Below are 24,106 nucleotides of genomic sequence, written 5' to 3'. Positions count from 1 at the left end.
AGTTTTTTTTTCTAATCCTATAACCTGCTTTTGGCGTTTTAAGGAAGAAATTAACGTCTTACTAGTTTTTGATAATTTTAACAACAGACGAGGTACGTGAATGTATCATCTCGATGTCTACGGTACACTGGTAGCAGCTACCTTAGTATTATTGCTTGGGCGTAAACTGGTCAAATCAGTCCCTTTTCTTGAAAAATATACAATCCCTGAACCCGTTGCGGGTGGGTTGTTAGTTGCTTTTAGTCTTTTATTGCTTAAACAATTATTTGACTGGAGCCTTTCTTTTGACTTATCACTGCAAGAACCTATGATGCTGGCATTTTTTGCCACAATTGGTCTTAATGCCAACCTTGCAAGCTTGAAGGCTGGCGGTAAGGCATTGTTTATCTTCATTTTTGTAGTTGTCGGTTTATTACTTGTCCAAAATACAGTAGGGATTGCTCTTGCTGAATTATTGGGATTAGACCCTCTCATGGGGCTGTTAGCTGGCTCAATTACCTTATCCGGTGGTCATGGAACTGGTGCGGCATGGGGGAAAATTTTCACTGAAAATTATGGTTTCCAAAGTGCAACAGAAGTTGCAATGGCTTGTGCTACATTTGGGTTAGTTCTTGGTGGTTTAATCGGTGGACCTGTTGCACGTTTTCTAACGCGTAATATCCCAACGCCTGGAACGGCTGAAGATGATAAAGACGTTCCAACTGCATTTGAAAAGCCACAATCCGGCCGCATGATCACTTCAATGGTTTTAATTGAAACTATTGCATTGATCGCTATTTGCCTATTGGTGGGGAGCTTTATTGCAGGTCAGCTCGCTGACACGGTGTTCGCGTTACCTAAATTTGTGTGTGTATTATTTGTTGGGGTGATTTTAAGTAACAGCCTTTCTATCCTTGGCTTCTATCGCGTGTTTGACCGCGCAGTTTCTGTTATGGGGAACGTCAGCCTATCGTTATTCTTAGCGATGGCTTTGATGAGCTTGAAGTTATGGGAATTGGCGTCATTAGCAATTCCAATGATTGTCATTCTTGCAGTACAAGCCTGTGTGATGGCGGGATACGCTATTTTTGTCACTTTCCGTGTGATGGGCAAGAACTATGATGCTGCTATTTTAGCCGCAGGTCACTGTGGCTTTGGTCTTGGGGCTACACCAACAGCAATTGCGAATATGCAAGCAGTAACGGATAGGTTGGGTCCATCCCATCTTGCGTTCCTTGTGGTACCAATGGTTGGGGCTTTCTTTATTGATATTGTTAATGCGATAGTCATTAAATTGTATTTAATGTTGCCAATATTCCCAACGATTGCTGGGTAGTTTTTATTTAATAATAAATCAAGTAAAGCAGGTATTGCCGTGAAAATATTCACGGCAATTTTCATTTTAAGGAACGGATAAAAAGAAGATATAAGATTTAAGCGTGACTGTATTGTTCTCGCTCAGGTAACCAACGCTCAATAAGCTGTTGCGCATTCTCGGGGTAATTTTGTTGAATATGGCGTGCAAGGCGTTGCACTTCTGGCAACATATATTGGTCACGTAATAAATCAGCAACTTTAAATTCTGCATTTCCTGTTTGCCTAGTACCCAATAATTCCCCAGGCCCACGAATTTCGAGATCTTTTTGTGCGATAACAAAGCCGTCATTGCTGTCTCGCAACACTTGTAGTCTTTGTTTCGCGGTATGGGTTAGCGGGGTTTTGTACAGTAATACGCAGTGAGATGCGATAGCTCCTCGGCCGACTCGCCCTCTTAGTTGGTGCAACTGAGCTAAGCCAAGGCGCTCAGGGTTATCTATAATCATTAAACTTGCATTAGGGACATCAACGCCGACTTCAATGACCGTTGTAGCGACAAGCAGCTGAATTTCATTTCTTTTAAAGGCTGCCATAATACTTTGTTTTTCAGCAGGTTTCATCCGACCATGAACTAACCCTACTTTCAATTCAGGTAATGCCAGTGTGAGCTCTTCGCAGGTCACTTGAGCCGCTTGTGCTTCTAATAATTCCGAGTCTTCAATGAGCGTACAGACCCAATAGGCTTGGCGGCCTTCTTCAATACAGGCTTGACGAACGCGTTCAATAATATCGTTACGGCGAGTGTCTGGTATGGCGACAGTGGTGACAGGCGTTCGACCTGGAGGAAGTTCATCGATAACGGAGGTATCTAGGTCTGCATAAGCTGTCATCGCCAATGTACGTGGGATTGGCGTAGCGGTCATGATCAATTGATGAGGGTGATACCCTTGTTGTTCACCTTTTTCACGCAGAGCGAGCCTCTGATGAACGCCAAAGCGATGTTGCTCATCAATTATAACAAGCCCCAGAGCTTTAAAGCTCACTTGCTCTTGGAAAATAGCGTGTGTTCCCACTATCATCGCAACTTCTCCATTTGCGATAGCATCTTGCTGTGCCTGACGTGCCTTACCCTTTTGTTTACCTGCGAGCCAACCGACTTTAATGTCTAAAGGTTCTAACCATTGTTTGAACGTATTGGCATGTTGCTCTGCAAGAATTTCGGTAGGAGCCATCAAAGCCACTTGTTTGCCATTCTCGATGGCACAAACGGCCGCTAAGGCTGCAACGAGAGTTTTCCCTGATCCCACATCCCCTTGAATCAAGCGCATCATAGGGGCGTCTTTAGCGAGGTCTGCTTCAATTTCGCCAACAACACGGTTTTGTGCATTTGTTGGTGAAAACGGTAATTGCGCGAGTAACTGAGATTTTAACTGACCACTTGTCACTAAAGGTTCAGCATATAGGCGTTCGTTGCCTGCACGGATGGCTAGCATGCTGAGATGGTGAGCGAGTAGCTCTTCGAGGATTAACCGTTTTTGAGCTGGGTGGTGTCCTTTTTCAAGTTCACTCAAAGCAACATTCGGGGGAGGGTTGTGTAATAAGCGAATGGCATCTGGTAAGCTTATCATGCCCCGGCTAAGTTCTTCCGGTAATAACTCCTTTATGTTCCCACTATCGAGTAATCCTAGCGCTTGCTCCATGACTTTACGTAAAGTCACTTGGCGAACACCTTCAGTGGTTGGATAAACGGGTGTTAAGTTCTCTTGCAAGCTGATATTGCTAGTATCTTGCGAAACTTTATATTCAGGGTGAATGATTTCTGGCCCTGTATTTCCTCTGCGAACCTCCCCATAGGCAGTGACCTGTTTTCCTTCCGCTAAGTTATTTTTCATTGCCGCTGAAAAATTAAAAAAACGTAAAGTGAGGTTGCCTGTGCCATCGGAAATTAAGCAGGTCATCATTCTTTTGCGGCCAAATACGACTTTAGTTTGCAGTATTTCACCAGTAATCGTTGCAGTCGTGCCGGGTAGGAGATCTTTTATTTGATATAGACGGGTGTGGTCTTCATAGCGCAAAGGAAAATGGAGAAGAAGGTCTTGAACGGTGTTCAAACCGATTTTACGCATTTTTTCTGACTGGCTTGCTCCAATTCCGTGCAATGAAGTCAGTGAAATGGTATCAAGTAGCCCATTATTCATATTATTTCCTTTTATTTAACCAAACTGCTGTCTTTTCATTTTTTCGGTTAATTGCATTTGCGCCCACCACGTGTCATCAGCTTCAATTTGCCCTTGGTTATTGATAAATGGGCGAGGAAGTCCCTTACGTTTAGCAACTTCAGCCAGTACAGGATAACCGCCTTCAAATAACCAGGTTTGTTGCTCATCAGGTGAGAGTAGACAATGTTCACGCTCGTACATACCCGCTTGCTGCCGTTGCCTTTGGGCTTCATATAAAATCAACGCAGAAGCGACGGAAACATTCAAAGATTGCACCATGCCAGCCATTGGAATGATAATGTGTTTATCAGCCAATGCGAGGGCTTGTTGTGAAATCCCGGTTTTCTCTTGTCCCATCATAATACAAGTTGGCAAAGTATAATCAATTTCACGAAAATCAACGGCATGTTCCGACAAGTTAGTTGCCAAAACCTGCATGTTTTGTGATTTTATTTGGGAAATTGCTTCTTCGGTGGATGTGTGTGAAATAATTTTAACCCAGCTATTACTCCCTGCAGCAGAAGAAACGGACAGTTTGACTTGTTGGTCAGGCCAAATAGCATGAATTTGATGGATCCCTACGGCATCGGCACTGCGTACAATGGCAGAAACATTATGCGGTTTATGAATTTCTTCGAGGCAGAGAGTTAGGTCGGGCTGCCGCATCGCCATCATTTGGCAAATGCGGCGATAGCGGCGTTCATTCATAGTTATTAATTAGGTATGGTCGTTAATTACGGTTTCGGCTAACACGTAGAACGTCAGGCATAATACGGATTTTCCGCATTACGTTTGCCAATTGAACACGGTTTTTAGTCGTAAGGCGAATAAAGGCACAATATACACGGCCATCTTTTTCTTCTGTATTCATACTCTGAATACTTGAATTGGCATCATTAATAGCGGCAGTTAAATTCGCTAAAGCACCTTGATGGTTAATCATATCGACTTTAATTTCAGCAATGAAATCAGTATCTGTGTCGTTATCCCACTCTACGGCCATAAATTTATCGGGTTCTTTTTGGTAACCACGGATGTTACGGCAAGACTCATGATGGATAACCAGACCTTTTCCAGGGCTAATATGCGCAACAATTGGGTCACCGGGAATTGGACGGCAACATTTTGCGAAAGTAATAAGAACGCCATCAGCTCCTTTAATGGATAGTTTATTGCGGCTTTCGACAACGGCCTGTTCTTCCGGTGTATTTTGTGGGTTGTTTTGTAAATTACGTGCAACAACCACACTCATGGCATTACCCAACCCAATTTCAGCAAGCAAATCATCGATAGAATGCAACTTCATACGGGCTAATTCTGCATCAATATTGGCTTGAGGGATATCAGTGAGTTTATTTCCTGCCCCTAGGGCATGGTTGAGTAAACGACGACCTAAATTAATAGAGTCTTCACGTTTTAAGTTTTTCAATAACTGGCGAATTTTAGCTCGTGCTTTTGAGCTGACAACAAAATTGAGCCATGCCGCATTTGGACGTGCGCCAGGTGCGGTAATAATTTCGACAGTTTGGCCGCTAGTCAGGGATTGCGAAAGCGGGTAAGGCTGGCGATCAACGCGTGCGCCCACGCAAGCATGACCAATATCTGTGTGCACCGCGTAGGCAAAGTCAACAGGTGTGGCACCAGTAGGTAACTCCACAATGCGGCCTTCAGGGGTGAAAACGTAGATTTCATCTGGAAATAGATCCGATTTAACGCTTTCAATAAATTCAAATGAGCTACCTGCACTTTGTTGTAACTCAAGTAGGCTTTGCATCCAACGTTGAGCTCTAACTTGTGCAGTAGTACCTTGTTCTCCCTGCTCTTTATAGGCCCAATGCGCAGCAACGCCCATCTCAGCCATTTGGTCCATGTCTTCTGTGCGAATTTGCACTTCGACAGGCACACCATGTGGCCCAATGAGAGATGTATGTAGCGATTGATAGCCGTTGGCTTTAGGGATGGCAATATAGTCTTTGATACGCCCCGGGCGCGGTTTGTATAAGCTATGCATTTGACCCAAAACGCGGTAGCAAGTATCCACATCTTTCACAATTACCCTAAAAGCATAGATATCCATAATGGAATGGAAGCGTTGCTCTTTTTGGTGCATTTTGCGATAGATGGAATAAAGATGTTTTTCTCTGCCACTTACGCGACAAGGAACACCTGCCTCGGTTAGCCTACCGTCAATTTCCGAAAGAATTTTTTGGATCATCTCTTTTCGGTTACCGCGAGCAGCCTTGACGACTTCCTTAATAACACGATAACGGTTGGGATATAACGCTTCAAAACCAAGCTCTTCAAGCTCTGTTTTAATGTGGTGTATGCCTAGCCTATGGGCTAACGGGCTATATATTTCAAGGGTTTCACGTGCAATGCGTCGACGCTTATCGGGCCTAAGTGACCCTAACGTGCGCATGTTGTGAGTGCGGTCTGCCAGTTTTATCAAAATGACACGGATATCTTTTACCATTGCCATGATCATTTTGCGGAAGTTTTCTGCTTGAGCTTCTTTTTTGTCGCGAAAGTTGAGCTTGTCTAGTTTGGATACACCTTCAACGAGACCGGCGACGGTGGTACCAAACAATTCTTCTATATCTTGAAATGTCGCTGGAGTATCTTCAATCACATCATGAAGTAGCGCTGCCATAAGTGTTTCATGGTCCAAACGCATCTCAGCAAGAATACAAGCAACAGCAACTGGGTGAGTAATATAGGGCTCACCACTCGAACGGGTCTGTCCTTCATGGGCATCCCGTGCAACAACATAGGCTTTTCTTAGTAATTCAACTTGTTCTTTAGGAAGATACTTTTGAATGACTAAATTAAGGCTTTCAAACAGATACAAGGCAGACCCACCTTAGTGATTAGCGACGACCTTCAGCGATTGCAGAAACTGCTTGCATTTCAGCCGCTTCTTGCTCTTGCTGTTCTTGGCGTTCACGCACATCTAAAATGTGACCGTTGATTAAACCTTCTTCTACTTCACGTAATGCGATAACAGTATATTTATCATTTTCTTCAGGAACTAAAGGGTCTTTTCCACCCGTTTGTAACTGACGAGCTCTACGTGCCGCAACCAATACGAGGTCAAAACGGTTACCAATTTTCTCTACTGCGTCTTGAACAGTTACGCGTGCCATAAGTGTGCTACTCCAAAGAAATAAAAAAATGACCTGATATGATACTGAAACTATGCTCAGTCTGCTAGTAATTTGCTGATTAAAGCATCATGTCGCTGAACTTGACGCTCTAACTTTAAACGCTCAGTACGGATGATAGATTGTAAATCGCTCAGCGCGGTATTGAAATCATCATTAACAATAAGGTAATCATACTCGTTGAAATGTTCAATTTCACCTACTGCTTGTGACATACGTTTTTCAATAACGTCATCGCTGTCTTGTCCGCGCCCTCTTAGGCGACGATAAAGTTCATCTTTTGATGGTGGGAGAATAAAAATGCTGCGTGCTTCAGGCATTGTAGCCCTAATTTGCTGCGCTCCCTGCCAATCGATATCAAGAAAAACATCAACACCGCTGTTTAATACATCTTCAATGATGGGTTTTGACGTCCCATAATAATTCCCAAAAACGCATGCATGTTCTAGGAATTCACCTTTGTCGACCATTTGTAAAAAATCAGTTTCAGATACAAAAAAATAGTGCTCGCCGTGAACTTCTCCTGGTCGTGCAGCTCGAGTTGTATGAGAAACGGAAACCTGAGTGTCATACAGTGGTTGTGTTTTTAATAAAGCCTGAATCAGACTTGATTTCCCTGCACCACTAGGGGCAGAAACAATATATAACGTGCCTTGTATCATGATGATTTCTTGAATAGTCGAGGATTAAACATAAAAGATGGCGATAAACCCGACATAGTATACACGGACTTGCATCAACATGCAGCGATATCAATAAATCATGAATTTTAATTAAATGAATTTGATTAGTAACTAAATTGTGAACAGACTCGAGAAATTAACTTATTACTCATGAAAGCAACATTCGTTTTGCGAAGCTTTTTACAAATAATTCATTTTACGGAGGCAGAGTAAGGGAAGTTGTTTCATGCTTAGCGAATGAGGGCAAAATACTTTAAAGGAATGGCATCCCAATGGATTAGTAATAACTGGGAATAGTTATAACAAGGAATAGTTATGATTTATATTTTGTATGGTTATTGGTTAGCGTCAGCTTATAGGTTAGGTGGGTTAATCGTTGGGGTAATGGTATGTATTAATATTGCCCAAGCATCGCTGCAAGGTGCTATTAATGAACAGTGTGCAGAACAAAATAGTAAAATAATAAGGCAGGAGAGTTATCGGCTAGGTAAACAATTACAGCAGTGGAACCAAACTTACCGTTTGGCTGGTAGCAGTTCCATTAGTGACGAAGCTTATGATCAGCTCTTTAATTTGTGGCGTTCTTTACAGCGATGCCAGCAACTCCCTGAAGTGTTACCAGACGTACAACTACCTGAAAAATCAAAGTTAGCTACACACCCTATTCCTCATACAGGGTTGAAGAAACTCAATGAATTAGAGGTTTATAACTGGATAAAAACACGTAAAAATATTTGGTTGCAACCTAAAGTTGATGGTGTAGCGGTAACGTTGGTTTATAAGAATGGGAAGCTTGTTTCTATGATTAGCCGAGGAAATAGCATTGAAGGAATAGAGTGGCGAGCAAAAGCAGACTTTATTCCTGCGATACCTAAACAAATTAAATATTCAGGGATGTTAGTCCTTCAAGGTGAACTATTTTGGCGTATGAATGGGCATATTCAAGCTAAAAGTGGGGGAGTAAACGCTCGTAATAAAATTGCGGGGTGGTTAATGCGAAAAAATACCCCAACCGTTCCCGAAGAAAATATTGGTATTTTTATTTGGGCATGGCCTGCGGGAGATGCTAATCCAAAAACACAGTTAACACTACTTTCTGAGATAGGTTTTCCGTTAGCTGAGCAATATAGCCATAAAGTTGAAAATAAAACCCAAGCTAAGCAACTGAGGGAATACTATTATCAAGGTCAACTACCATTTGCTACTGATGGTGTAGTACTTAAAAATTTTCCAGCGCCAGCGGCATCAGCTTGGCAATCAAAACAAAATAGTTGGGCAATTGCCTGGAAATATCCATTACGTAGTGTGTTATCAGAGGTCACTAAACTCAAATTTAATATAGGTAGAACAGGAAGGGTTAGTGTCGTTACCGAGATAACCCCCATCAATATTGACTCAAAAACTATTTCAAAGGTAAATGCTGGCTCGTTATTATCATGGGAAAAACGAGATTTAATTGTTGGAGATAAAATACTTGTCTCTCTTTCAGGGCTTGGAAGTCCAAAGATTGAAGAAGTTGTTTGGCGGCGATAGAAGCGCGAATATCCAAATGTATCAACATTCAAGCAATTTCATGCACTCAGTTGCCTGGCTTATACGGAGTCTTGCTCACAGCAATTTGTCGCAAGGTTAACATGGCTAGGTAAACAACTCAGTATTCGAGGCATAAATGAAGCTACATGGCGCCAGTGGGCAGAGAGGCATAATCTTACTCAACTAACAACTTGGTTGTCAGAACAATGGCAAAACGATTTACCTAAAGGTAAAAAGCACCAAATGTTAGTAAAGCAACTGAAAATGGCAAAGGCTCAACCTATTTCGCTGTGGTTAAAAGGCCTAGCGATTCCACTACCTAAATTACAAATAGAAAGGGTGAATGATATAGGTATGCTGTATGACTCTTCATGGGTTAACAGTATAAATTTGACTGAGCTGCAAAAGAAAAAATTAGCTAAATGGTTAGCGGAACCGGAAATTCAATCTATTTTGCGAATTTTGTCAGATATGCAAGCTACTCAGCCATCAATAGCAAACGATTAATGGCTGAAACAGTGAGGCTAATCTTGATTTTCGTAATTAAAGATAGGTAAACCAAGACGATAACGAATGGCTATTAGCCTTGCACTTAAGCCAACAACGAGTGTGATAATTACCACAATATCTTTAGGTAGAGGGGTTTGTAATAGTCCGATATAGATCCAAGCGGCGGCGAAAGAGACACCAGCATAGACCTCTTTTTGGAAAACTAAAGGGATTGTGTTGCACAGCATGTCTCTTAGCACGCCACCAAAAACACCTGTAATCACTGCTGCGATGGCAGCGATGATCGGGCTATAGTTCATATCGAGGGCTATTTGGGCACCGAGTATAGAAAATACAATGAGCCCGATAGCATCTAATATGAGGAATAATCGGCGTAAATGTTTCATCATAGGCGCTATCCAAATTGTCACAATAGCGGCGCCTGCAACAGTCAGGATATACTCAGGGTGTTCCACCCAACCTAAGGGGTAATGGCCAAGTAAGATATCACGGACGGAACCACCACCGATTGCCGTCGCAGATGCAATAATGATGACGCCAAAGACATCCATTTTTCGCCTGCCAGCTGCAAGTGCTCCAGTCATGGCTTCTGCGGTGATACCAATAATATAAAGTACACTTAATAACATGGTAGTTTTGTTCAAGACTAAGGTTATTGCTAAAGGGTAATATTACTTGTGAAATTTCTCGACTGAGATTTTCTAGTATTGACTAAACTAGATTAGTTAAAATAATCCGATAGCGATATTAAATGATGTCAAAGGATAACAGATTGAATAATAAATTGCCCTATAAAGAAACACGTTTAACATACGATGAGCGAAGCCATCAACTAACGAACATTAATGTTTGGACTCCAGATAGCGAATGGTTAGCTTATGATATACGACCAAACGGTAGTTCTTTTACTGGTTTATCTATAGAAAAAATTCATGTAAAAACATTACAGACCGTTGAAATTTATCACGCAAGCCATGGGGCTCACGTTGGGGTGGTAACGGTAAGTCCTCAACCACCAATTCAATATGCTTTTATCCATGGTCCTGAGCATCCAGATGAACAGTGGCAATATGACTTTCACCATCGAAGAGGGGTGTATGTCAAAGAAGAGCAATTAAACGTAGCTCACCCAATTGATGCAATGTGTATTACCCCTCCTTATTTAGTGGGTGCATTACGTGGAGGCACTCATGTCCATGTTTATAGTCCAGACGGAAAGTGGCTGAGTTTTACCTATAACGACCACGTAATGCATGAATTAGATGTGCAATTAGACCAACGAAATGTTGCAATTGCAGTGCCTATTGGGCCCGTTAATGTGAGCCCTAAAAAACATTTTCGAGAATATAATGGCGATTACTTTTGTTGTGTTGTGACGCGAACAACGCAACAACCTAAACCAAGCAGCGATGAAATAAGCCGTGCATATGAAGAGGGTTGGGTTGGCCAAAAAGGCTATCAAAAAGAGAATGGAAAGTGGCAGGAAAGAGCGCTGGTGTTTATTGGCGATACTCATTCTACAGATGGAGAAATTATTCCTGAGATCTACATTGTCGATCTGCCTTCACAGCCGGAGGATTACATGGTTGCGGGGGAATTACCTATCCAAGGAACAGAATCCAGTATGCCTTCTCCACCAAAAGGTATACAGCAAAGGCGCTTAACCTATACGTACAATAGAAAATTTCCTGGTTTATCAAAAACCCCTAGGCATTGGCTTAGAACTTCGCCAGATGGTAAATCGATCGCTTGTTTAATGAATGATGATAGCGGTAATGCTCAGTTATGGTTAGTTGATACGCTAACTGGAATACAAAGGCAAATAACGCATGCTTCTTCACCCATTCAGTCTGCTTTTAGCTGGGATAGTAAAGGTCAGAACATTTGCTTTATTCGTGACAATAGTGTCATGTATTGTCATGTCGAGACCGGAGCCATACAAAAATTAACGCAACGGACTGAGCTTGCCCCTGTTGTTGATGCAGTTGTATTTTCACCTAATGATGAGTTGATCGCATTTATGCGTGATATTGATGGATTTAGGCAAATTTATACAGTAGAAACCGGTTTAAATCGGTAAATGCAATAATTAGATTATTACAATTACGGGTACAAAAATTCTGGTTAACTTTTCTATTCGTAATTGTTTTGATTTGGCTCTAATTGGTATTTAGAACACTTAATTGCTAATTATTCATATGTTGAGTACAAAGAAACTTATAAATAAAATATTTAGTTAAAAATGGTTCTTATCAAAATAAGATAATAATTAAAGAAGTATTATATAAATGATTACTCAGATCTTAGATTAAAAATAATGTATTAGTAAATACATTTATTACACAGTAAAATTTTAATTACAAACGTTTGATTTAACCTAAATTATTTTTTAGTTTTATCTTTCTTTTCAAGTTCTTCTAGGCGTTTTTTTGGTGAATCAGCTTTATCATCATTACCCGATTTCGCGTAATCTAAAGGAATTAAAAGAGTATCCATAACAACAGAGAAAGGTAAATCAATAGCAAGCAAAGGCTTAACAACCCAGCCAGTTTCATCATCTTTAATCATTTTAATACTATTTTTCGAACCAGGGTAATAACCTTCTGATGGGCCTGCATGAGTCATAATACTCGAGCAACCACTCAAAATAAGCGGTGCGATAAGGAAACATAATCGTATTGAAATTAAACTCGGCATAGACGTTGTTAACCTGTATTTAGCTTGTTATTCCTAATATTGACTTATAATAACGAAAAACAAGAAATTCACAATAATAGTATCATATTATTATTTTATTTAACCGTATGTATTTTTTTAGTTAATAGTTTACTTGTATCTATTAACTAAAAATGTTTGTCTTCAGTATCTATTAGATGAATAATAAATAACGTTAAGAAATAAAGACATACTATTTTATATTTGTTATCAGTTTGAAAATTCTAAAAAAATAGATCATTTATTCATTCTGAACTGTGCTCTATGGCACATATTACCCTTATGCTATTTGGCATAATCGATTCAGTAGTATGTTTTATCACCTATTTGGGTGTGTTTAACGGGTAACTTGTCGTCAAAAGGATGCGGTCTATGAGTGAATTAGCTCTTACTGTAAGTTTGTTGGCGTTAGCTGCTGCTTTAGGGCTATGGATTGGTAATTGGAAGATCCGTAGTGTTGGGCTGGGAATTGGTGGTGTCCTATTTGGGGGGATCATCGTTGGGCATTTTGCTCAAAGTTACGGCTTACAACTGAATAAAGACATGCTGCATTTTATTCAAGAATTTGGCTTGATACTGTTTGTATACACGATTGGTATTCAGGTTGGACCTGGATTTTTCTCCTCTCTACGTGTTTCTGGTCTCAAACTAAATGGTTTCGCGTTGATGGTTGTTGTCTTAGGTGCGGTGGTAACAGCAATCATATATAAAGTCGCAAATATTCCATTGCCGATTATCTTAGGTATTTTTTCAGGGGCAGTAACGAATACGCCATCTTTAGGTGCTGGTCAGCAAATTTTAACTGACTTAGGCTCTGACCCTAATCTAATTGGCCAAATGGGAATGGGCTACGCCATGGCTTACCCTATGGGAATTTGTGGCATCTTACTGGTGATGTGGTTAGTACGCATCATCTTTAGAATTTCAGTAGAAAAAGAAGCTTCTGCATTTAATAATTCCTCTTTTCAACAGCGCGACTCTCTGCAGACTATGAATATTGCCATTCGTAACGCCAATCTTGATGGCTTAATTATGCAAGACATCCCACTACTTGGTAGCGAAGCGATTGTTTGTTCAAGATTAAAACGCGGAGATATGCTCGTTGTTCCTCAACCCACAACAGAAATACATTTAGGTGACTTATTGCACGTTGTTGGTTTAAAAGATGATTTAAATAAAGTTCGCTTAATATTAGGCGAAGAAGTTGATGCATCTCTGTCTACATCAAGCTCTATTTTACATTCCGTTCGTGTGGTTGTGACGAATGATGCTGTACTAAGTAAAAGGCTTAAGGACTTAAATTTAAAACAAAAATATGACGTTGTTGTGACACGATTAAACCGTACGGGTATTGATTTAGTTGCTAATAACAATTCAGTTTTACAATTTGGCGATATTTTAAATATTGTTGGTCGGCCTGAATCAATTGAAGCAGTCACCGCTTTATTAGGTAATGCAAAACAAAAACTACAGCAAGTTCAAATGTTACCTGTGTTCCTTGGAATCGGGCTAGGGGTTGTGCTGGGCTCAATACCCGTTTTTGTTCCTGGTTTCCCAGCAGCGTTGAAACTTGGACTAGCAGGAGGCCCACTAGTTGTTGCATTAATTCTTGGTCGTATAGGGACTATTGGGCGCTTATATTGGTTTATGCCTCCGAGTGCTAACCTTGCGTTAAGGGAGCTAGGGATTGTCATGTTCCTTGCAGTGGTAGGGCTCAATTCTGGTGGTGGCTTCATTGATACTTTAATTAAAGGTGATGGGTTGACTTGGATTGGCTATGGGTTATTGATTACGTTTGTACCGTTGTTTATTACAGGTGTAGTAGCTCGAATTTTTGGCAAAATGAACTATTTAAGCCTTTGTGGAGTGCTAGCGGGTTCCATGACAGACCCTCCTGCATTAGCATTCGCAAATAATATACATTCGACCAGCGGTGCTCCGGCATTATCTTATGCAACGGTTTATCCATTAGCGATGTTTTTAAGAATTATTTCACCTCAATTGCTGGCTATTTTATTTTGGGCTGTTTAGTACCCATATGATGATCAACCAAAATTTTATTGAAATTTTAAAAATTATAATTTTTTCAATGTGATAAGTGAGTTTCGATAATTGGAGTATAAGCGAGTAATGAAAGGTATCACGATATATAGGGGCAAAAAGTGCTTTTGTTCAAGCAATGACCAAATAGAAAAGATGTTCTAATAGTTTTGAATGATATTCGTATTGAAAAGTTAATTTGATTTCAATTACGGAGTTCTCGCTAATTTTTAGCCCTTTCTACATGAAAGGGCTTTTTTTTTACCTAACTATTGTAATAACAGGGTTAAAACCCTTGTTATTTCATAATCTAACAGGTTACTTCTTGATAAGCTTTTTCAAGCTCTTCAGCTAATATTTTGATCCCCTGTTCGATTTTTTCTGGCTCAGGGACATAGTTCATACGCATACATTGATGCGCATGTGGCCAATCCTGTTCAATACCAGGGAAAAAGTAATGTCCGGGAACCATCAATACACCACGTTTTTTTAAGCGTTGGTATAATTCTAAGCAATTAATTGGTAGGTCTTTAAACCATAACCAGAGGAAAATGGCACCTTCTGGCTTATGAATTAAACACTTATCTTCTGGGATATAGCGGCGAATAATTTCGATGGCTTCTTCTACACGCTGCTTATAAAAAGGACCAATTACATTCTTAGATAACGAGATAATGTCATCTTTTTTAAGCATTTCTAAGGCAAGTGCAGGGCCTATGCCACCAGGGGCAAGGCTGATGATACCATTCATGTTACTAACAGCTTCAATGATTTCTTCGTTAGCGATGATAATGCCGCATCGAGTTCCAGGTAAACCAAGTTTAGATAAACTCATACAAAGAATGACATTTTCGTTCCAAAATGGCGTAGCTTCGCTGAAGATAATGCCAGGGAAAGGAACACCATAAGCATTATCTATTAATAGTGGGATATTATGTTGTTTAGCTAGTTGGTCTAAATGCTCAACTTCTTCATCAGTAATGACATTACCAGTCGGATTTGTTGGGCGAGACACACAAATCACACCAATATCATCAGTAACCTCTAATGTGTTGAAGTCTACTCGGTATTTAAATTGACCATTAGGTAAAAATTCAATTTGTGGCTTATTAGCAACGAATAAGCCATCATCAAGACCTGAGTCTGCATAACCAACATATTCAGGGGCAAGAGGAAATAGCACTTTACGGGTGATACCATCTTCAAAGCGACCGGCTAGCAAGTTAAATAGATAGAAAAAAGCACTCTGACTGCCGTTAGATAGGGCAATATTTTTCGCGCTAATATTCCAACCTAGTTTTGCTTTTAGCGTTGCTGCAAGCGCTTTCAACATGGCATCTTTACCTTGAGGACCATCATAATTACATAAAGTGTCTGTCAATTGGCCATTAGCACACATCTCAGCTAATAGATCTTGAAAATACTTATCCATTTCAGGGATATGAGCAGGATTTCCTCCCCCTAACATAATGGAGCCAGGGGTTCTTATGCCTTCATTCAAGTCTTTCATTAATAATGAAATACCTGAATTTTGAGCAAATTTATTACCAAATTTAGAAAATATCATCGCATTTATTCACATATGTTTATTAGATTGTTAATGGAATTTAAAACATACTCCGCTGCATCTCAGAGTTCAACCACTCATTTCTATCTTTTTTTAAGTTAAAATATCAAATTAAATCTATTTAATGGTCTAAAATATCGTAATGTTAATGCTTTGGTAGTTTATTTTTCTTTTTACTCGATGAGTTATACCGATAAAAACTAATTTATTTAAATTGGCAACAATTCACTAAATGGTCATTTATCATGCCAGTTGCCTGCATAAAGGCATAACAAGTGATCGAACCGACAAATTTAAACCCACGTTTTTTGAGCGCCTTGGAAAGAAGCTTAGAAATTTCAGTTTCCGCAGGGACTTGCGATGGTTTTTCCCAACCATTGACAATGGGTTGACCATTTACAAATTGCCAAATAAAACTGGAAAAATCTTCACCATTTTCTTTCATGGTTAAATAGGCTTTTGCATTCGCAATAATCCCATTAATTTTTAATCGGTTACGGATGATGCGAGTATCTTGCATAAGTCGCTCAATATCGTCTTCATCCATTAATGCAATTTTTTCGGGATCGAAATGATGAAATAAATCACGATATCCTTGGCGTTTTTTTAAAATAGTGTACCAAGAGAGCCCGGCTTGTTGGCCTTCAAGACAGATCATTTCAAATAATGCTAAGTTGTCATAAGTGGGTTTACCCCATTCATGGTCGTGATAAGCGATATATTCAGGATCTTGATTGACCCAATGGCAGCGTGTCAGGGGAGTATCCATTTTTCATCCTTTTTACAGTTTCGATAACCTTGTTTCAAAAAACAAACCATTTATACTGTATAAATAACCAGCTTTAAAGGGGTGAAAGTATTTTTTTTTATTTTTAGAATAAATACAGGCATATTCAATGCTGTATATCTTGCGGTCAAAGGGTATACTGGCGTACTTTCATTAAATTTTACGTATCGCGTGCGGATCTAACATGCAAAAGTTTGATACCAAAACCTTCCAAGGTCTTATCCTGACATTACAGGACTACTGGGCGCGTCAAGGCTGTACCATTGTTCAACCATTGGACATGGAAGTCGGCGCAGGAACCTCTCACCCAATGACGTGTTTGCGTGCATTAGGCCCTGAGCCTATTGCTGCGGCTTATGTTCAACCATCTCGCCGACCAACTGATGGTCGCTATGGTGAGAACCCAAACCGTCTACAACATTATTATCAGTTTCAGGTGATCATCAAACCATCACCAGACAACATCCAAGAATTATATCTTGGTTCTTTAAAAGAATTAGGTATTGACCCAACAGTTCACGACATTCGTTTTGTTGAAGATAACTGGGAAAACCCAACATTGGGTGCTTGGGGATTAGGCTGGGAAGTGTGGCTTAACGGGATGGAAGTGACTCAGTTTACTTACTTCCAGCAGGTCGGTGGTCTTGAATGTAAACCCGTAACAGGTGAAATTACATACGGCCTAGAACGCTTAGCGATGTATATTCAAGGCGTGGACAGCGTATATGACCTTGTCTGGTGTGATGGCCCATTGGGTAAAACCACTTATGGTGATATTTATCATCAAAACGAAGTGGAGCAGTCAACCTATAACTTCGAATACGCAAATGTTGATTTTCTTTTCAAATGTTTTGAAGAGTATGAAAAAGAAGCTCAACACTTGCTGGCTTTGGAAACGCCACTTCCACTACCTGCATACGAACGTATCTTGAAAGCGGCTCACACTTTCAACCTACTAGATGCACGTAAAGCCATTTCTGTTACTGAACGCCAACGCTATATTTTACGTATTCGTACCCTAACTAAAGGGGTTGCAGAAGCGTATTATGCTTCTCGTGAAGCGCTTGGATTCCCTATGTGTCATAAGAACTAAGAGGCTGTCATGACTCAACAGACTTTCCTTGTGGAAATCGGCACCGAAGAGTTACCGCCGAAGGCTCTTCGTTCATTAGCTGAATCATTTGCTGCAAATTTTACGGCTGAACTTGATGGCGCTGATATTGCCCATGGTGCAGTAACGTGGTTTGCTGCCCCTCGTCGTTTAGCACTTAAAGTAGCTGATTTAGCGGCTTCACAGCCAGACCGTGAAGTTGAAAAACGCGGTCCTGCTATCTCTCAGGCATTTGGTCCGGATGGCCAACCAACTAAAGCTGCTGAAGGCTGGGCTCGTGGTTGTGGTATTACCGTTGACCAAGCTGAGCGTTTGACCACAGATAAAGGCGAATGGTTACTATACCGTGCCCAAATGAAAGGGCAGGCTGTCAGCGAATTATTGGTTGATATGACTAGCCGTGCGCTAGCAAAATTACCAATCCCTAAATTAATGCGCTGGGCAGATAAAGACACTCAATTCGTTCGCCCTGTTCATACAGTCACATTACTGTTAGGTAGTGATGTTATCGAGGGTGAAATTTTAGGTATTAAGAGCGGGCGCACAATTCGTGGTCACCGTTTTATGGGTGAAGCTGAATTTACTATTGATAACGCTGAACAATATCCAGCCATTTTACGTGAACGCGGTAAAGTCATGGCGGATTACGCAGAACGTAAAGCGGTTATTAAAGCGGATGCGGAAAAAGCGGCTCAGGCTCTTGGTGGCCAAGCTGACTTAACGGATAGCTTACTTGAAGAAGTGACTTCATTGGTTGAATGGCCGGTCGTTTTAACGGCTAAATTTGAAGAGAAATTCTTAGATGTTCCTTCCGAAGCGCTAGTTTACACCATGAAAGGGGACCAAAAATATTTCCCAGTTTATGATAAGGCTGGCAAGTTAATGCCTAACTTTATCTTTGTGGCAAATATTGAGTCTTCTGATCCTCAACAAATCATTTCAGGTAACGAAAAAGTTGTACGTCCGCGTTTAGCTGATGCCGAATTTTTCTTTAAAACTGACCGTAAACAACGTTTGGAAGATAACTTACCACGTTTAGAAACTGTATTGTTCCAAAAACAATTAGGTACGCTGCGTGATAAAACAGATCGTTTAGAAGCCCTAGCGGGCTGGATTGCGAGTAAAATTGGTGCAGATGTCAATCATGCAACACGAGCTGGCTTATTAGCCAAATGTGACTTAATGACTAACATGGTGTTTGAGTTTACAGACACTCAAGGTGTTATGGGAATGCACTACGCACGCCATGACGGTGAGTCAGAAGACGTTGCATTAGCTTTAAAAGAGCAGTATCAGCCACGTTTTTCAGGAGATGCACTTCCATCGACAGATGTGTCAGCTGCATTAGCATTGGCTGAAAAAATGGATACGCTTGCTGGTATTTTTGGTATCGGCCAACATCCTAAAGGTGATAAAGATCCATTCGCTCTGCGCCGTGCTGCACTAGGCGTCCTACGCATTATCGTTGAAAAAGGCTACCAGCTTGATCTCGTTGAAATGACAGAAGAAGCGGCTCGTTTATATGGCGATAAATTAACCAATGAAAATGTAGTTAATGACGTTGTAGAGTTTATGCTTGGTCGTTTCCGTTCTTGGTATCAAGAATTAGGCTATAGCATTGATACCATTCAAGCGGTATTAGCTCGTCGTCCAACACAACCTGCTGACTTTGATGCACGAGTGAAAGCAGTTACTCACTTCCGTTCATTAGAAGAAGCACAGGCACTTGCAGCGGCAAATAAACGTGTTTCCAATATTCTGAGTAAATCAGAAGAAAAACTGGCTGACAACGTTTTAGCATCTGTTTTAAAAACGCCTGAAGAAGTCAAGTTAGCGACTCATGTTGTGGTGCTACAAGATAAGCTTGCGCCAATGTTTGCAGAAAGAAATTATCAAGAGGCTTTAGTTGAATTAGCTTCTTTACGCGATATCGTGGATGAATTCTTTGCAAATGTTATGGTAATGGATGAAGACCAAGCGGTGCGTATTAACCGTTTGACGCTATTAAGCCAGTTACGTGAGTTGTTCTTGAAAGTAGCAGATATTTCTTTGCTGCAATAGGCTTTAAATTAGGTTTTTAGCTTATTGTTAACGCTATTTTTATAAATGCTAACCTGTTTGATAAATAAGCACTAAAATACTCTAGTGCTTATTTTTTACTTTAAATAAGGTGATTAGCTTATAAACCTTACCATTTTGGTGGTTTTATCAGCAAACGAACCGAATTGGCGAAAAATGGGTTGACGATCTCCGTTCTTGGCAGTATTATTCACACCGTTTTCGGCGAGTAGCGCAGCTTGGTAGCGCAACTGGTTTGGGACCAGTGGGTCGGAGGTTCGAATCCTCTCTCGCCGACCAAATTCTAAGACCCACCTCATTGAGGTGGGTTTTTTCGTTTTTATCTTCCTTTTTCTATCTATAATTTCAGACTAACTTGCCTTGCTCTCCATAGCCTATTTCTGTTGATATATAACCAGTTCATGGTTGAACTGATGAGTTATTTATTGTTCGCAGATAGCTCATTATTTATGAATATCATTATTCATTTTTATGTTGTTTCCAGTAAAAAAGCTTTTTCATTACAAGGACTCGTTAATGAAAGCCAACAACGTTTTATCAATATACCTTTATTTCTTTTTTTGGGCGTTCATGCCCAATAAAGCTTATAGCCATGCTATAACGCCTGTTACTGCCATTACTCAAACATTACCTACATGTATCATAATTAACCAAGTTTATTTAATCGATGCTCAGCAGCTAACTGAAGTTTCATCTAGGCATATTGATGGATGGCGAAAAAAGCTAGAAGGTAAGTGTATTAGCGAGCAAGGTTTGCTCGACTATGCAGACTATATTAGGGCTGAGCTTATTAAAGCTGGCTACCTGACCTCTTATTTATATTATCCAGAGCAAACTTTTCTGTTTGGTATCCTGCAAGCAAAAATAATAGTAGGAACCGTTTCTTCGGTGGTTTATCAAAATGAACCGAGGGAAGACAACTTACTGCCACATGTATTTCCTTTTAAGCCAGGGGAAGCGCTTAACCTTTGGCATCTTGAGCAAGGCTTATACAATTTACAAAACACTTCTTTGCTTCCCTTTCAAATTAAATTAATTCCAGATGAAACCAATGAAAACGGCACGCAAATATTGGTGATTGGTCAACACCGACGTGAATTTCAAGGGATTCTATCTTTTGAGTCACGCTCAATTGCTCGGCAGGTAGGTAATACAGTCAGCCATACTTTTATAGCCGCTAATCCTTTGCTACGCAGTGATTTTTTATATTCGGAAGTCAGTCGTCAGCTAAGCGGTTCGGAAGACACTGAAATAACATCAGCAGCATTGTTCTATTCCCTTCCATATCATTATTGGCTTTTTTCTGTATCTGGTGGGTATCAGGAAAATAAATCCGTTCTTACCGGCTATGATATGGCTTTACCACTACAACAGTACCACTGGTTCCTCTTACTAAATGCAGAATACTTATTAAAGCGAACTGAACATTCGGTTACCTCAATAAGCATAGGGTCTCAAACCCAAAAAAGTGACACTTTTTTGTCTGATTTATACTTACAAACACAACAGCGCTATGCTAATTACATTATTGGTGAATTTTCTCATCAAACTAATTTTTCACAAGGCAATACCTTACTAAAATTAAAATATAAGCAAGGAACTGACTGGTTTGGTGCTAATGCACAGCAAATAACGGGATTGCGTAAGCCTCAAATTTTGAAAATATCACTTTCAACGTATAGAGAAGTGCTTCCTTTTCAATATCAAGGCCAATTTGAGGTGCAGCTGAGCCGTGACAAGTTAGATGTGTTACTAGACCAAGAATCATTAGTTGGAGCTGGTGGTATTAGCGGTTTTACTGGCGGACCGCAATATACTGATATGGGGGATAATAGCTTAAGGTTGGAAAATGAACTGTTATGGAATACTCCTTGGCAGCAAGTGGCTCTATATACTTCATTGGGTATGGGAGCAACGGCAAATGATAAAGCAACATTTTGGAAGGAAAACGTATTACTAGGTGGAAGGATAGGAGCAAAAGGCCAATTAGGGCGTTTATCATATCACTTATTTGCGGAAATGCCTTTTTGGCAAGGAAACCAATCTGTTATGCATGATGTCAGTTCGGGCCTTCATGTTGCATATTATTATTAATAAAATCAGTAGATTGTATTGTTTGTCGCGTCATCTAAGTGGTGTTTTTTATACAAATTAGCTAATTGTAGTTTTTATCGTATGTATTAGAGCATTTTCTGTACGCCAATAAATCGACTGAAATAATACGGCGAGTATTATTTTATTCTTTAAGTTATCAAATAGTTAAAATTATGTTTAGCATAGGCAGTTGAATGTTTTTTATTTGCATAAAAAACAAACTAAATAATTACATACTAAAATAATTTCCACATCGATTCTCTTTAGTGTTTTATTTCGTATCGCACCAATAAAAGCACTATATTCGTTCAGTAATTCAGCACTTAATCACAAATATAAAAATAAATAACCTCGATATAAAACCCTATTCATTACTAATTATATGGTTATAACGCCTGCGTCTCATTCTTTATTATGAAATTTTAAGCTAAATTGCAGTGTTAATTGTTTCTAATATGTTACATGAATTGAAGGTGGGTCGTAAATGTGGCTATTGACGAAGCGAGTGACAGTTGATTAATTGCACAATGAATAACAAAAAATACAGATACTACATCTGTCGCTTTTATGACGGATTTAGACATCAAGCAAAACAACATGAACACCATAGGAGCATACAGATGCGCTCTATTAAAAAGACCGGCCTACTGACAGTAGGGCTTACATTGGCAGCATTAGCGGTATCCGCATCAGTACAGGCAAAAACATTAGTTTATTGTTCAGAGGGCTCCCCTGAGGGCTTTAACCCACAGTTGTTCACATCAGGAACGACTTATGATGCAAGCTCTATCCCACTGTATAACCGTTTAGTTGAGTTCAAATTAGGAACAACTGAAATTGAACCCGGTTTGGCTGAAAGCTGGGAAGTGAGCGATGATGGTAAAGAGTACACTTTCCATCTGCGTAAAGGTGTCAAATGGCACTCGAATAAAGAATTTAAACCAAGCCGTGATTTGAACGCAGACGATGTAATCTATACATTTATGCGTCAAAAAGATGCTAACCACCCATATCATAAAGTTTCAGGTGGTAGCTATGAATACTTTATGGGAATGGATATGGATAAAATCATCGATAAAGTAGAGAAAGTTGATGATAATACGGTAAAAATTACCTTAACTCGCCCTGAATCTCCATTCTTAGCTGATATGGCAATGGACTTCGCATCAATTCTTTCTGCTGAATATGCAGACCAGATGCTGAAAGCGGGCACGCCAGAAAAAGTAGACTTAAACCCAATTGGAACGGGCCCATTTGTTCTGCAACAGTATCAAAAAGACTCTCGTATTCTTTATAAAGCCAATGATCAATACTGGGGCACGAAACCTAAACTTGACCGCTTAGTCTTCTCTATCACACCAGATGCTTCCGTTCGTTATGCAAAATTGCAAAAAAATGAATGCCAAGTTATGCCATATCCAAACCCGGCTGATTTAGAGCGCATGAAGCAAGATAAAGACATTACGTTAATGGAGCAACCAGGGCTGAACGTTGGTTATCTCTCTTATAACGTTGAGAAAAAACCGCTGGATAATCAAAAGGTTCGCCAAGCACTGTCTATGGCGGTGAACAAAGATGCAATTATCGAAGCGGTTTATCAAGGTGCAGGCCAAAAAGCGAAAAACCTTATCCCACCAACAATGTGGGGCTATAACGATGCGGTGAACGATTACGAATATAATCCTGAAAAAGCAAAAGCATTATTAGCAGAAGCGGGCTTCCCGAATGGCTTTGAAATTGACCTATGGGCTATGCCTGTTCAACGACCATATAACCCAAATGCCCGTCGCATGGCGGAAATGATCCAAGCGGACTGGGCAAAAGTTGGCGTTAAATCAAAGGTTGTCAGCTATGAGTGGGGTGAATACCTCAAGCGAGCGAAAGATGGCGAGCCACAAACGGTAATGATGGGTTGGACGGGTGACAATGGGGACCCTGATAACTTCTTTGCAACCTTGTTTAGCTGTGCAGCAAAAGAACAAGGTTCTAACTACTCAAAATGGTGTAATCAAAGTTTCGAAAACTTGATCCAACCAGCACGTCAAACAGCAGATCACGACAAACGAGTCGAGCTGTACAAACAAGCGCAAGTTGTGATGAATGAGCAGGCTCCAGCCCTCATTATTGCGCACTCCACAGTGTTTGAACCAGTACGTAAAGAAGTCAAAGGCTATGTGGTTGACCCACTAGGCAAACACCACTTCGAAAACGTCGATATTGAGAAGTAATCGTATCTAATCTGTCTATGCCCTTCGTTGCTGGTTTAGAGCGGAGGGCGTTTTCTTCTCTAGAAGAAGCAGAGAAGTTGAGT

At 40.2% G+C, this 24,106-nt stretch carries 19 protein-coding genes and 1 tRNA gene; 11 read left to right on the top strand and 9 right to left on the bottom strand.

Features of this window, described 5'->3' with window-relative positions; genetic code table 11:
* The first annotated feature begins 100 nt into the window (after positions 1-100).
* Positions 101-1,315 carry a sodium/glutamate symporter gene (gene gltS / locus PR725_RS13680; RefSeq protein WP_004266088.1) on the top strand — a complete coding sequence of 405 codons (1,215 nt, stop codon included), beginning with the start codon at positions 101-103 and terminating at the stop codon, positions 1,313-1,315.
* Between the two features lie 97 nt (positions 1,316-1,412).
* On the opposite strand, the gene recG is transcribed toward gltS, so the two are convergent.
* The 5 genes from recG to gmk are packed head-to-tail and all read right to left on the bottom strand — an operon-like array spanning position 1,413 to position 7,338.
* Positions 1,413-3,494 carry an ATP-dependent DNA helicase RecG gene (recG, locus tag PR725_RS13675; protein WP_004266086.1) on the bottom strand — a complete coding sequence of 694 codons (2,082 nt, stop codon included), beginning with the start codon at positions 3,492-3,494 and terminating at the stop codon, positions 1,413-1,415.
* A 15-nt stretch (positions 3,495-3,509) separates the two neighbouring features.
* On the bottom strand, positions 3,510-4,223 hold the full coding sequence (gene trmH, locus PR725_RS13670) for a tRNA (guanosine(18)-2'-O)-methyltransferase TrmH (protein ID WP_109912877.1): 714 nt from the start codon (positions 4,221-4,223) through the stop codon (positions 3,510-3,512).
* Positions 4,224-4,245: 22 nt separating this feature from the next.
* Entirely contained in the window at positions 4,246-6,363 is a 2,118-nt protein-coding gene (spoT, locus tag PR725_RS13665; protein ID WP_004266083.1) for a bifunctional GTP diphosphokinase/guanosine-3',5'-bis pyrophosphate 3'-pyrophosphohydrolase, read from the bottom strand.
* Between the two features lie 19 nt (positions 6,364-6,382).
* Positions 6,383-6,658 carry a DNA-directed RNA polymerase subunit omega gene (gene rpoZ, locus PR725_RS13660; protein ID WP_004262665.1) on the bottom strand — a complete coding sequence of 92 codons (276 nt, stop codon included), beginning with the start codon at positions 6,656-6,658 and terminating at the stop codon, positions 6,383-6,385.
* A 56-nt stretch (positions 6,659-6,714) separates the two neighbouring features.
* Positions 6,715-7,338, bottom strand: a complete 624-nt coding sequence (gmk, locus tag PR725_RS13655) for a guanylate kinase (protein ID WP_004266082.1) — start codon at positions 7,336-7,338, stop codon at positions 6,715-6,717.
* A 336-nt stretch (positions 7,339-7,674) separates the two neighbouring features.
* On the opposite strand from gmk, the gene PR725_RS13650 reads away from it, so the two are divergent.
* On the top strand, positions 7,675-8,892 hold the full coding sequence (locus PR725_RS13650) for an NAD-dependent DNA ligase LigB (protein ID WP_272569406.1): 1,218 nt from the start codon (positions 7,675-7,677) through the stop codon (positions 8,890-8,892).
* A gap of 243 nt (positions 8,893-9,135) precedes the next feature.
* A complete protein-coding gene (locus PR725_RS13645; protein ID WP_196720008.1) occupies positions 9,136-9,399 on the top strand; it encodes a hypothetical protein in 264 nt (87 codons plus the stop codon).
* 17 nt (positions 9,400-9,416) lie between these two features.
* On the opposite strand, the gene PR725_RS13640 is transcribed toward PR725_RS13645, so the two are convergent.
* Positions 9,417-10,031 (bottom strand): trimeric intracellular cation channel family protein, encoded by a 615-nt coding sequence (locus PR725_RS13640; protein ID WP_004266070.1) that lies wholly within the window; start codon positions 10,029-10,031, stop codon positions 9,417-9,419.
* 122 nt (positions 10,032-10,153) lie between these two features.
* Between PR725_RS13640 and PR725_RS13635 the strand changes: the two genes are divergently transcribed.
* Positions 10,154-11,482 carry a DUF3748 domain-containing protein gene (locus PR725_RS13635; protein WP_110731463.1) on the top strand — a complete coding sequence of 443 codons (1,329 nt, stop codon included), beginning with the start codon at positions 10,154-10,156 and terminating at the stop codon, positions 11,480-11,482.
* 302 nt (positions 11,483-11,784) lie between these two features.
* On the opposite strand, the gene PR725_RS13630 is transcribed toward PR725_RS13635, so the two are convergent.
* Positions 11,785-12,099 carry a YceK/YidQ family lipoprotein gene (locus tag PR725_RS13630; protein WP_004266066.1) on the bottom strand — a complete coding sequence of 105 codons (315 nt, stop codon included), beginning with the start codon at positions 12,097-12,099 and terminating at the stop codon, positions 11,785-11,787.
* Between the two features lie 390 nt (positions 12,100-12,489).
* Between PR725_RS13630 and PR725_RS13625 the strand changes: the two genes are divergently transcribed.
* A complete protein-coding gene (locus PR725_RS13625; RefSeq protein ID WP_109912882.1) occupies positions 12,490-14,148 on the top strand; it encodes a putative transporter in 1,659 nt (552 codons plus the stop codon).
* Between the two features lie 319 nt (positions 14,149-14,467).
* Here the strand turns inward: PR725_RS13625 and PR725_RS13620 are convergent, their stop codons facing one another.
* Positions 14,468-15,724 (bottom strand): valine--pyruvate transaminase, encoded by a 1,257-nt coding sequence (locus PR725_RS13620; RefSeq protein WP_117162944.1) that lies wholly within the window; start codon positions 15,722-15,724, stop codon positions 14,468-14,470.
* Between the two features lie 205 nt (positions 15,725-15,929).
* The gene (locus tag PR725_RS13615; RefSeq protein WP_004266059.1) at positions 15,930-16,493 is read right to left on the bottom strand and encodes a DNA-3-methyladenine glycosylase I; all 564 of its coding nucleotides are present in this window, start codon (positions 16,491-16,493) and stop codon (positions 15,930-15,932) included.
* A gap of 202 nt (positions 16,494-16,695) precedes the next feature.
* On the opposite strand from PR725_RS13615, the gene glyQ reads away from it, so the two are divergent.
* The 6 genes from glyQ to dppA all read left to right on the top strand — a co-directional run bounded on the left by glyQ (position 16,696) and on the right by dppA (position 24,023).
* Positions 16,696-17,604, top strand: a complete 909-nt coding sequence (glyQ, locus tag PR725_RS13610) for a glycine--tRNA ligase subunit alpha (protein ID WP_109912885.1) — start codon at positions 16,696-16,698, stop codon at positions 17,602-17,604.
* Positions 17,605-17,613: 9 nt separating this feature from the next.
* The gene (gene glyS / locus PR725_RS13605) at positions 17,614-19,683 is read left to right on the top strand and encodes a glycine--tRNA ligase subunit beta (protein WP_109912886.1); all 2,070 of its coding nucleotides are present in this window, start codon (positions 17,614-17,616) and stop codon (positions 19,681-19,683) included.
* A gap of 220 nt (positions 19,684-19,903) precedes the next feature.
* A tRNA-Pro gene (locus PR725_RS13600) sits at positions 19,904-19,980 on the top strand.
* A gap of 134 nt (positions 19,981-20,114) precedes the next feature.
* Positions 20,115-20,282: a hypothetical protein gene (locus PR725_RS13595; RefSeq protein WP_196720010.1), complete on the top strand. Its 168-nt coding sequence runs from the start codon at positions 20,115-20,117 to the stop codon at positions 20,280-20,282.
* Positions 20,272-21,795, top strand: coding sequence for a ShlB/FhaC/HecB family hemolysin secretion/activation protein (locus tag PR725_RS13590; RefSeq protein WP_272517704.1), 1,524 nt, complete (start codon positions 20,272-20,274; stop codon positions 21,793-21,795). Before PR725_RS13595 ends, PR725_RS13590 begins: the two co-directional genes overlap by 11 nt.
* 620 nt (positions 21,796-22,415) lie before the next feature.
* On the top strand, positions 22,416-24,023 hold the full coding sequence (gene dppA / locus PR725_RS13585) for a dipeptide ABC transporter periplasmic-binding protein DppA (RefSeq protein ID WP_109912888.1): 1,608 nt from the start codon (positions 22,416-22,418) through the stop codon (positions 24,021-24,023).
* Positions 24,024-24,106 lie beyond the last annotated feature (83 nt).

This window comes from Providencia sp. PROV255 (genome assembly GCF_028478065.1).
In the GTDB taxonomy this organism is placed as follows: Bacteria; Pseudomonadota; Gammaproteobacteria; order Enterobacterales; family Enterobacteriaceae; genus Providencia; species Providencia rettgeri.
This window is presented reverse-complemented; position numbering and strand designations above follow the sequence as displayed.

Bases quoted from the DNA above. Each gene is read 5' to 3' on its own strand.
- gltS (WP_004266088.1), top strand. From the start codon at position 101: ATGTATCATCTCGATGTCTACGGTACACTGGTAGCAGCTACCTTAGTA.
- recG (WP_004266086.1), bottom strand. From the start codon at position 3,494: ATGAATAATGGGCTACTTGATACCATTTCACTGACTTCATTGCACGGA.
- trmH (WP_109912877.1), bottom strand. From the start codon at position 4,223: ATGAATGAACGCCGCTATCGCCGCATTTGCCAAATGATGGCGATGCGG.
- rpoZ (WP_004262665.1), bottom strand. From the start codon at position 6,658: ATGGCACGCGTAACTGTTCAAGACGCAGTAGAGAAAATTGGTAACCGT.
- gmk (WP_004266082.1), bottom strand. From the start codon at position 7,338: ATGATACAAGGCACGTTATATATTGTTTCTGCCCCTAGTGGTGCAGGG.
- PR725_RS13650 (WP_272569406.1), top strand. From the start codon at position 7,675: ATGATTTATATTTTGTATGGTTATTGGTTAGCGTCAGCTTATAGGTTA.
- PR725_RS13645 (WP_196720008.1), top strand. From the start codon at position 9,136: ATGTTAGTAAAGCAACTGAAAATGGCAAAGGCTCAACCTATTTCGCTG.
- PR725_RS13640 (WP_004266070.1), bottom strand. From the start codon at position 10,031: ATGTTATTAAGTGTACTTTATATTATTGGTATCACCGCAGAAGCCATG.
- PR725_RS13635 (WP_110731463.1), top strand. From the start codon at position 10,154: ATGATGTCAAAGGATAACAGATTGAATAATAAATTGCCCTATAAAGAA.
- PR725_RS13630 (WP_004266066.1), bottom strand. From the start codon at position 12,099: ATGCCGAGTTTAATTTCAATACGATTATGTTTCCTTATCGCACCGCTT.
- PR725_RS13625 (WP_109912882.1), top strand. From the start codon at position 12,490: ATGAGTGAATTAGCTCTTACTGTAAGTTTGTTGGCGTTAGCTGCTGCT.
- PR725_RS13620 (WP_117162944.1), bottom strand. From the start codon at position 15,724: ATGATATTTTCTAAATTTGGTAATAAATTTGCTCAAAATTCAGGTATT.
- PR725_RS13615 (WP_004266059.1), bottom strand. From the start codon at position 16,493: ATGGATACTCCCCTGACACGCTGCCATTGGGTCAATCAAGATCCTGAA.
- glyQ (WP_109912885.1), top strand. From the start codon at position 16,696: ATGCAAAAGTTTGATACCAAAACCTTCCAAGGTCTTATCCTGACATTA.
- glyS (WP_109912886.1), top strand. From the start codon at position 17,614: ATGACTCAACAGACTTTCCTTGTGGAAATCGGCACCGAAGAGTTACCG.
- PR725_RS13595 (WP_196720010.1), top strand. From the start codon at position 20,115: ATGAGTTATTTATTGTTCGCAGATAGCTCATTATTTATGAATATCATT.
- PR725_RS13590 (WP_272517704.1), top strand. From the start codon at position 20,272: ATGCCCAATAAAGCTTATAGCCATGCTATAACGCCTGTTACTGCCATT.
- dppA (WP_109912888.1), top strand. From the start codon at position 22,416: ATGCGCTCTATTAAAAAGACCGGCCTACTGACAGTAGGGCTTACATTG.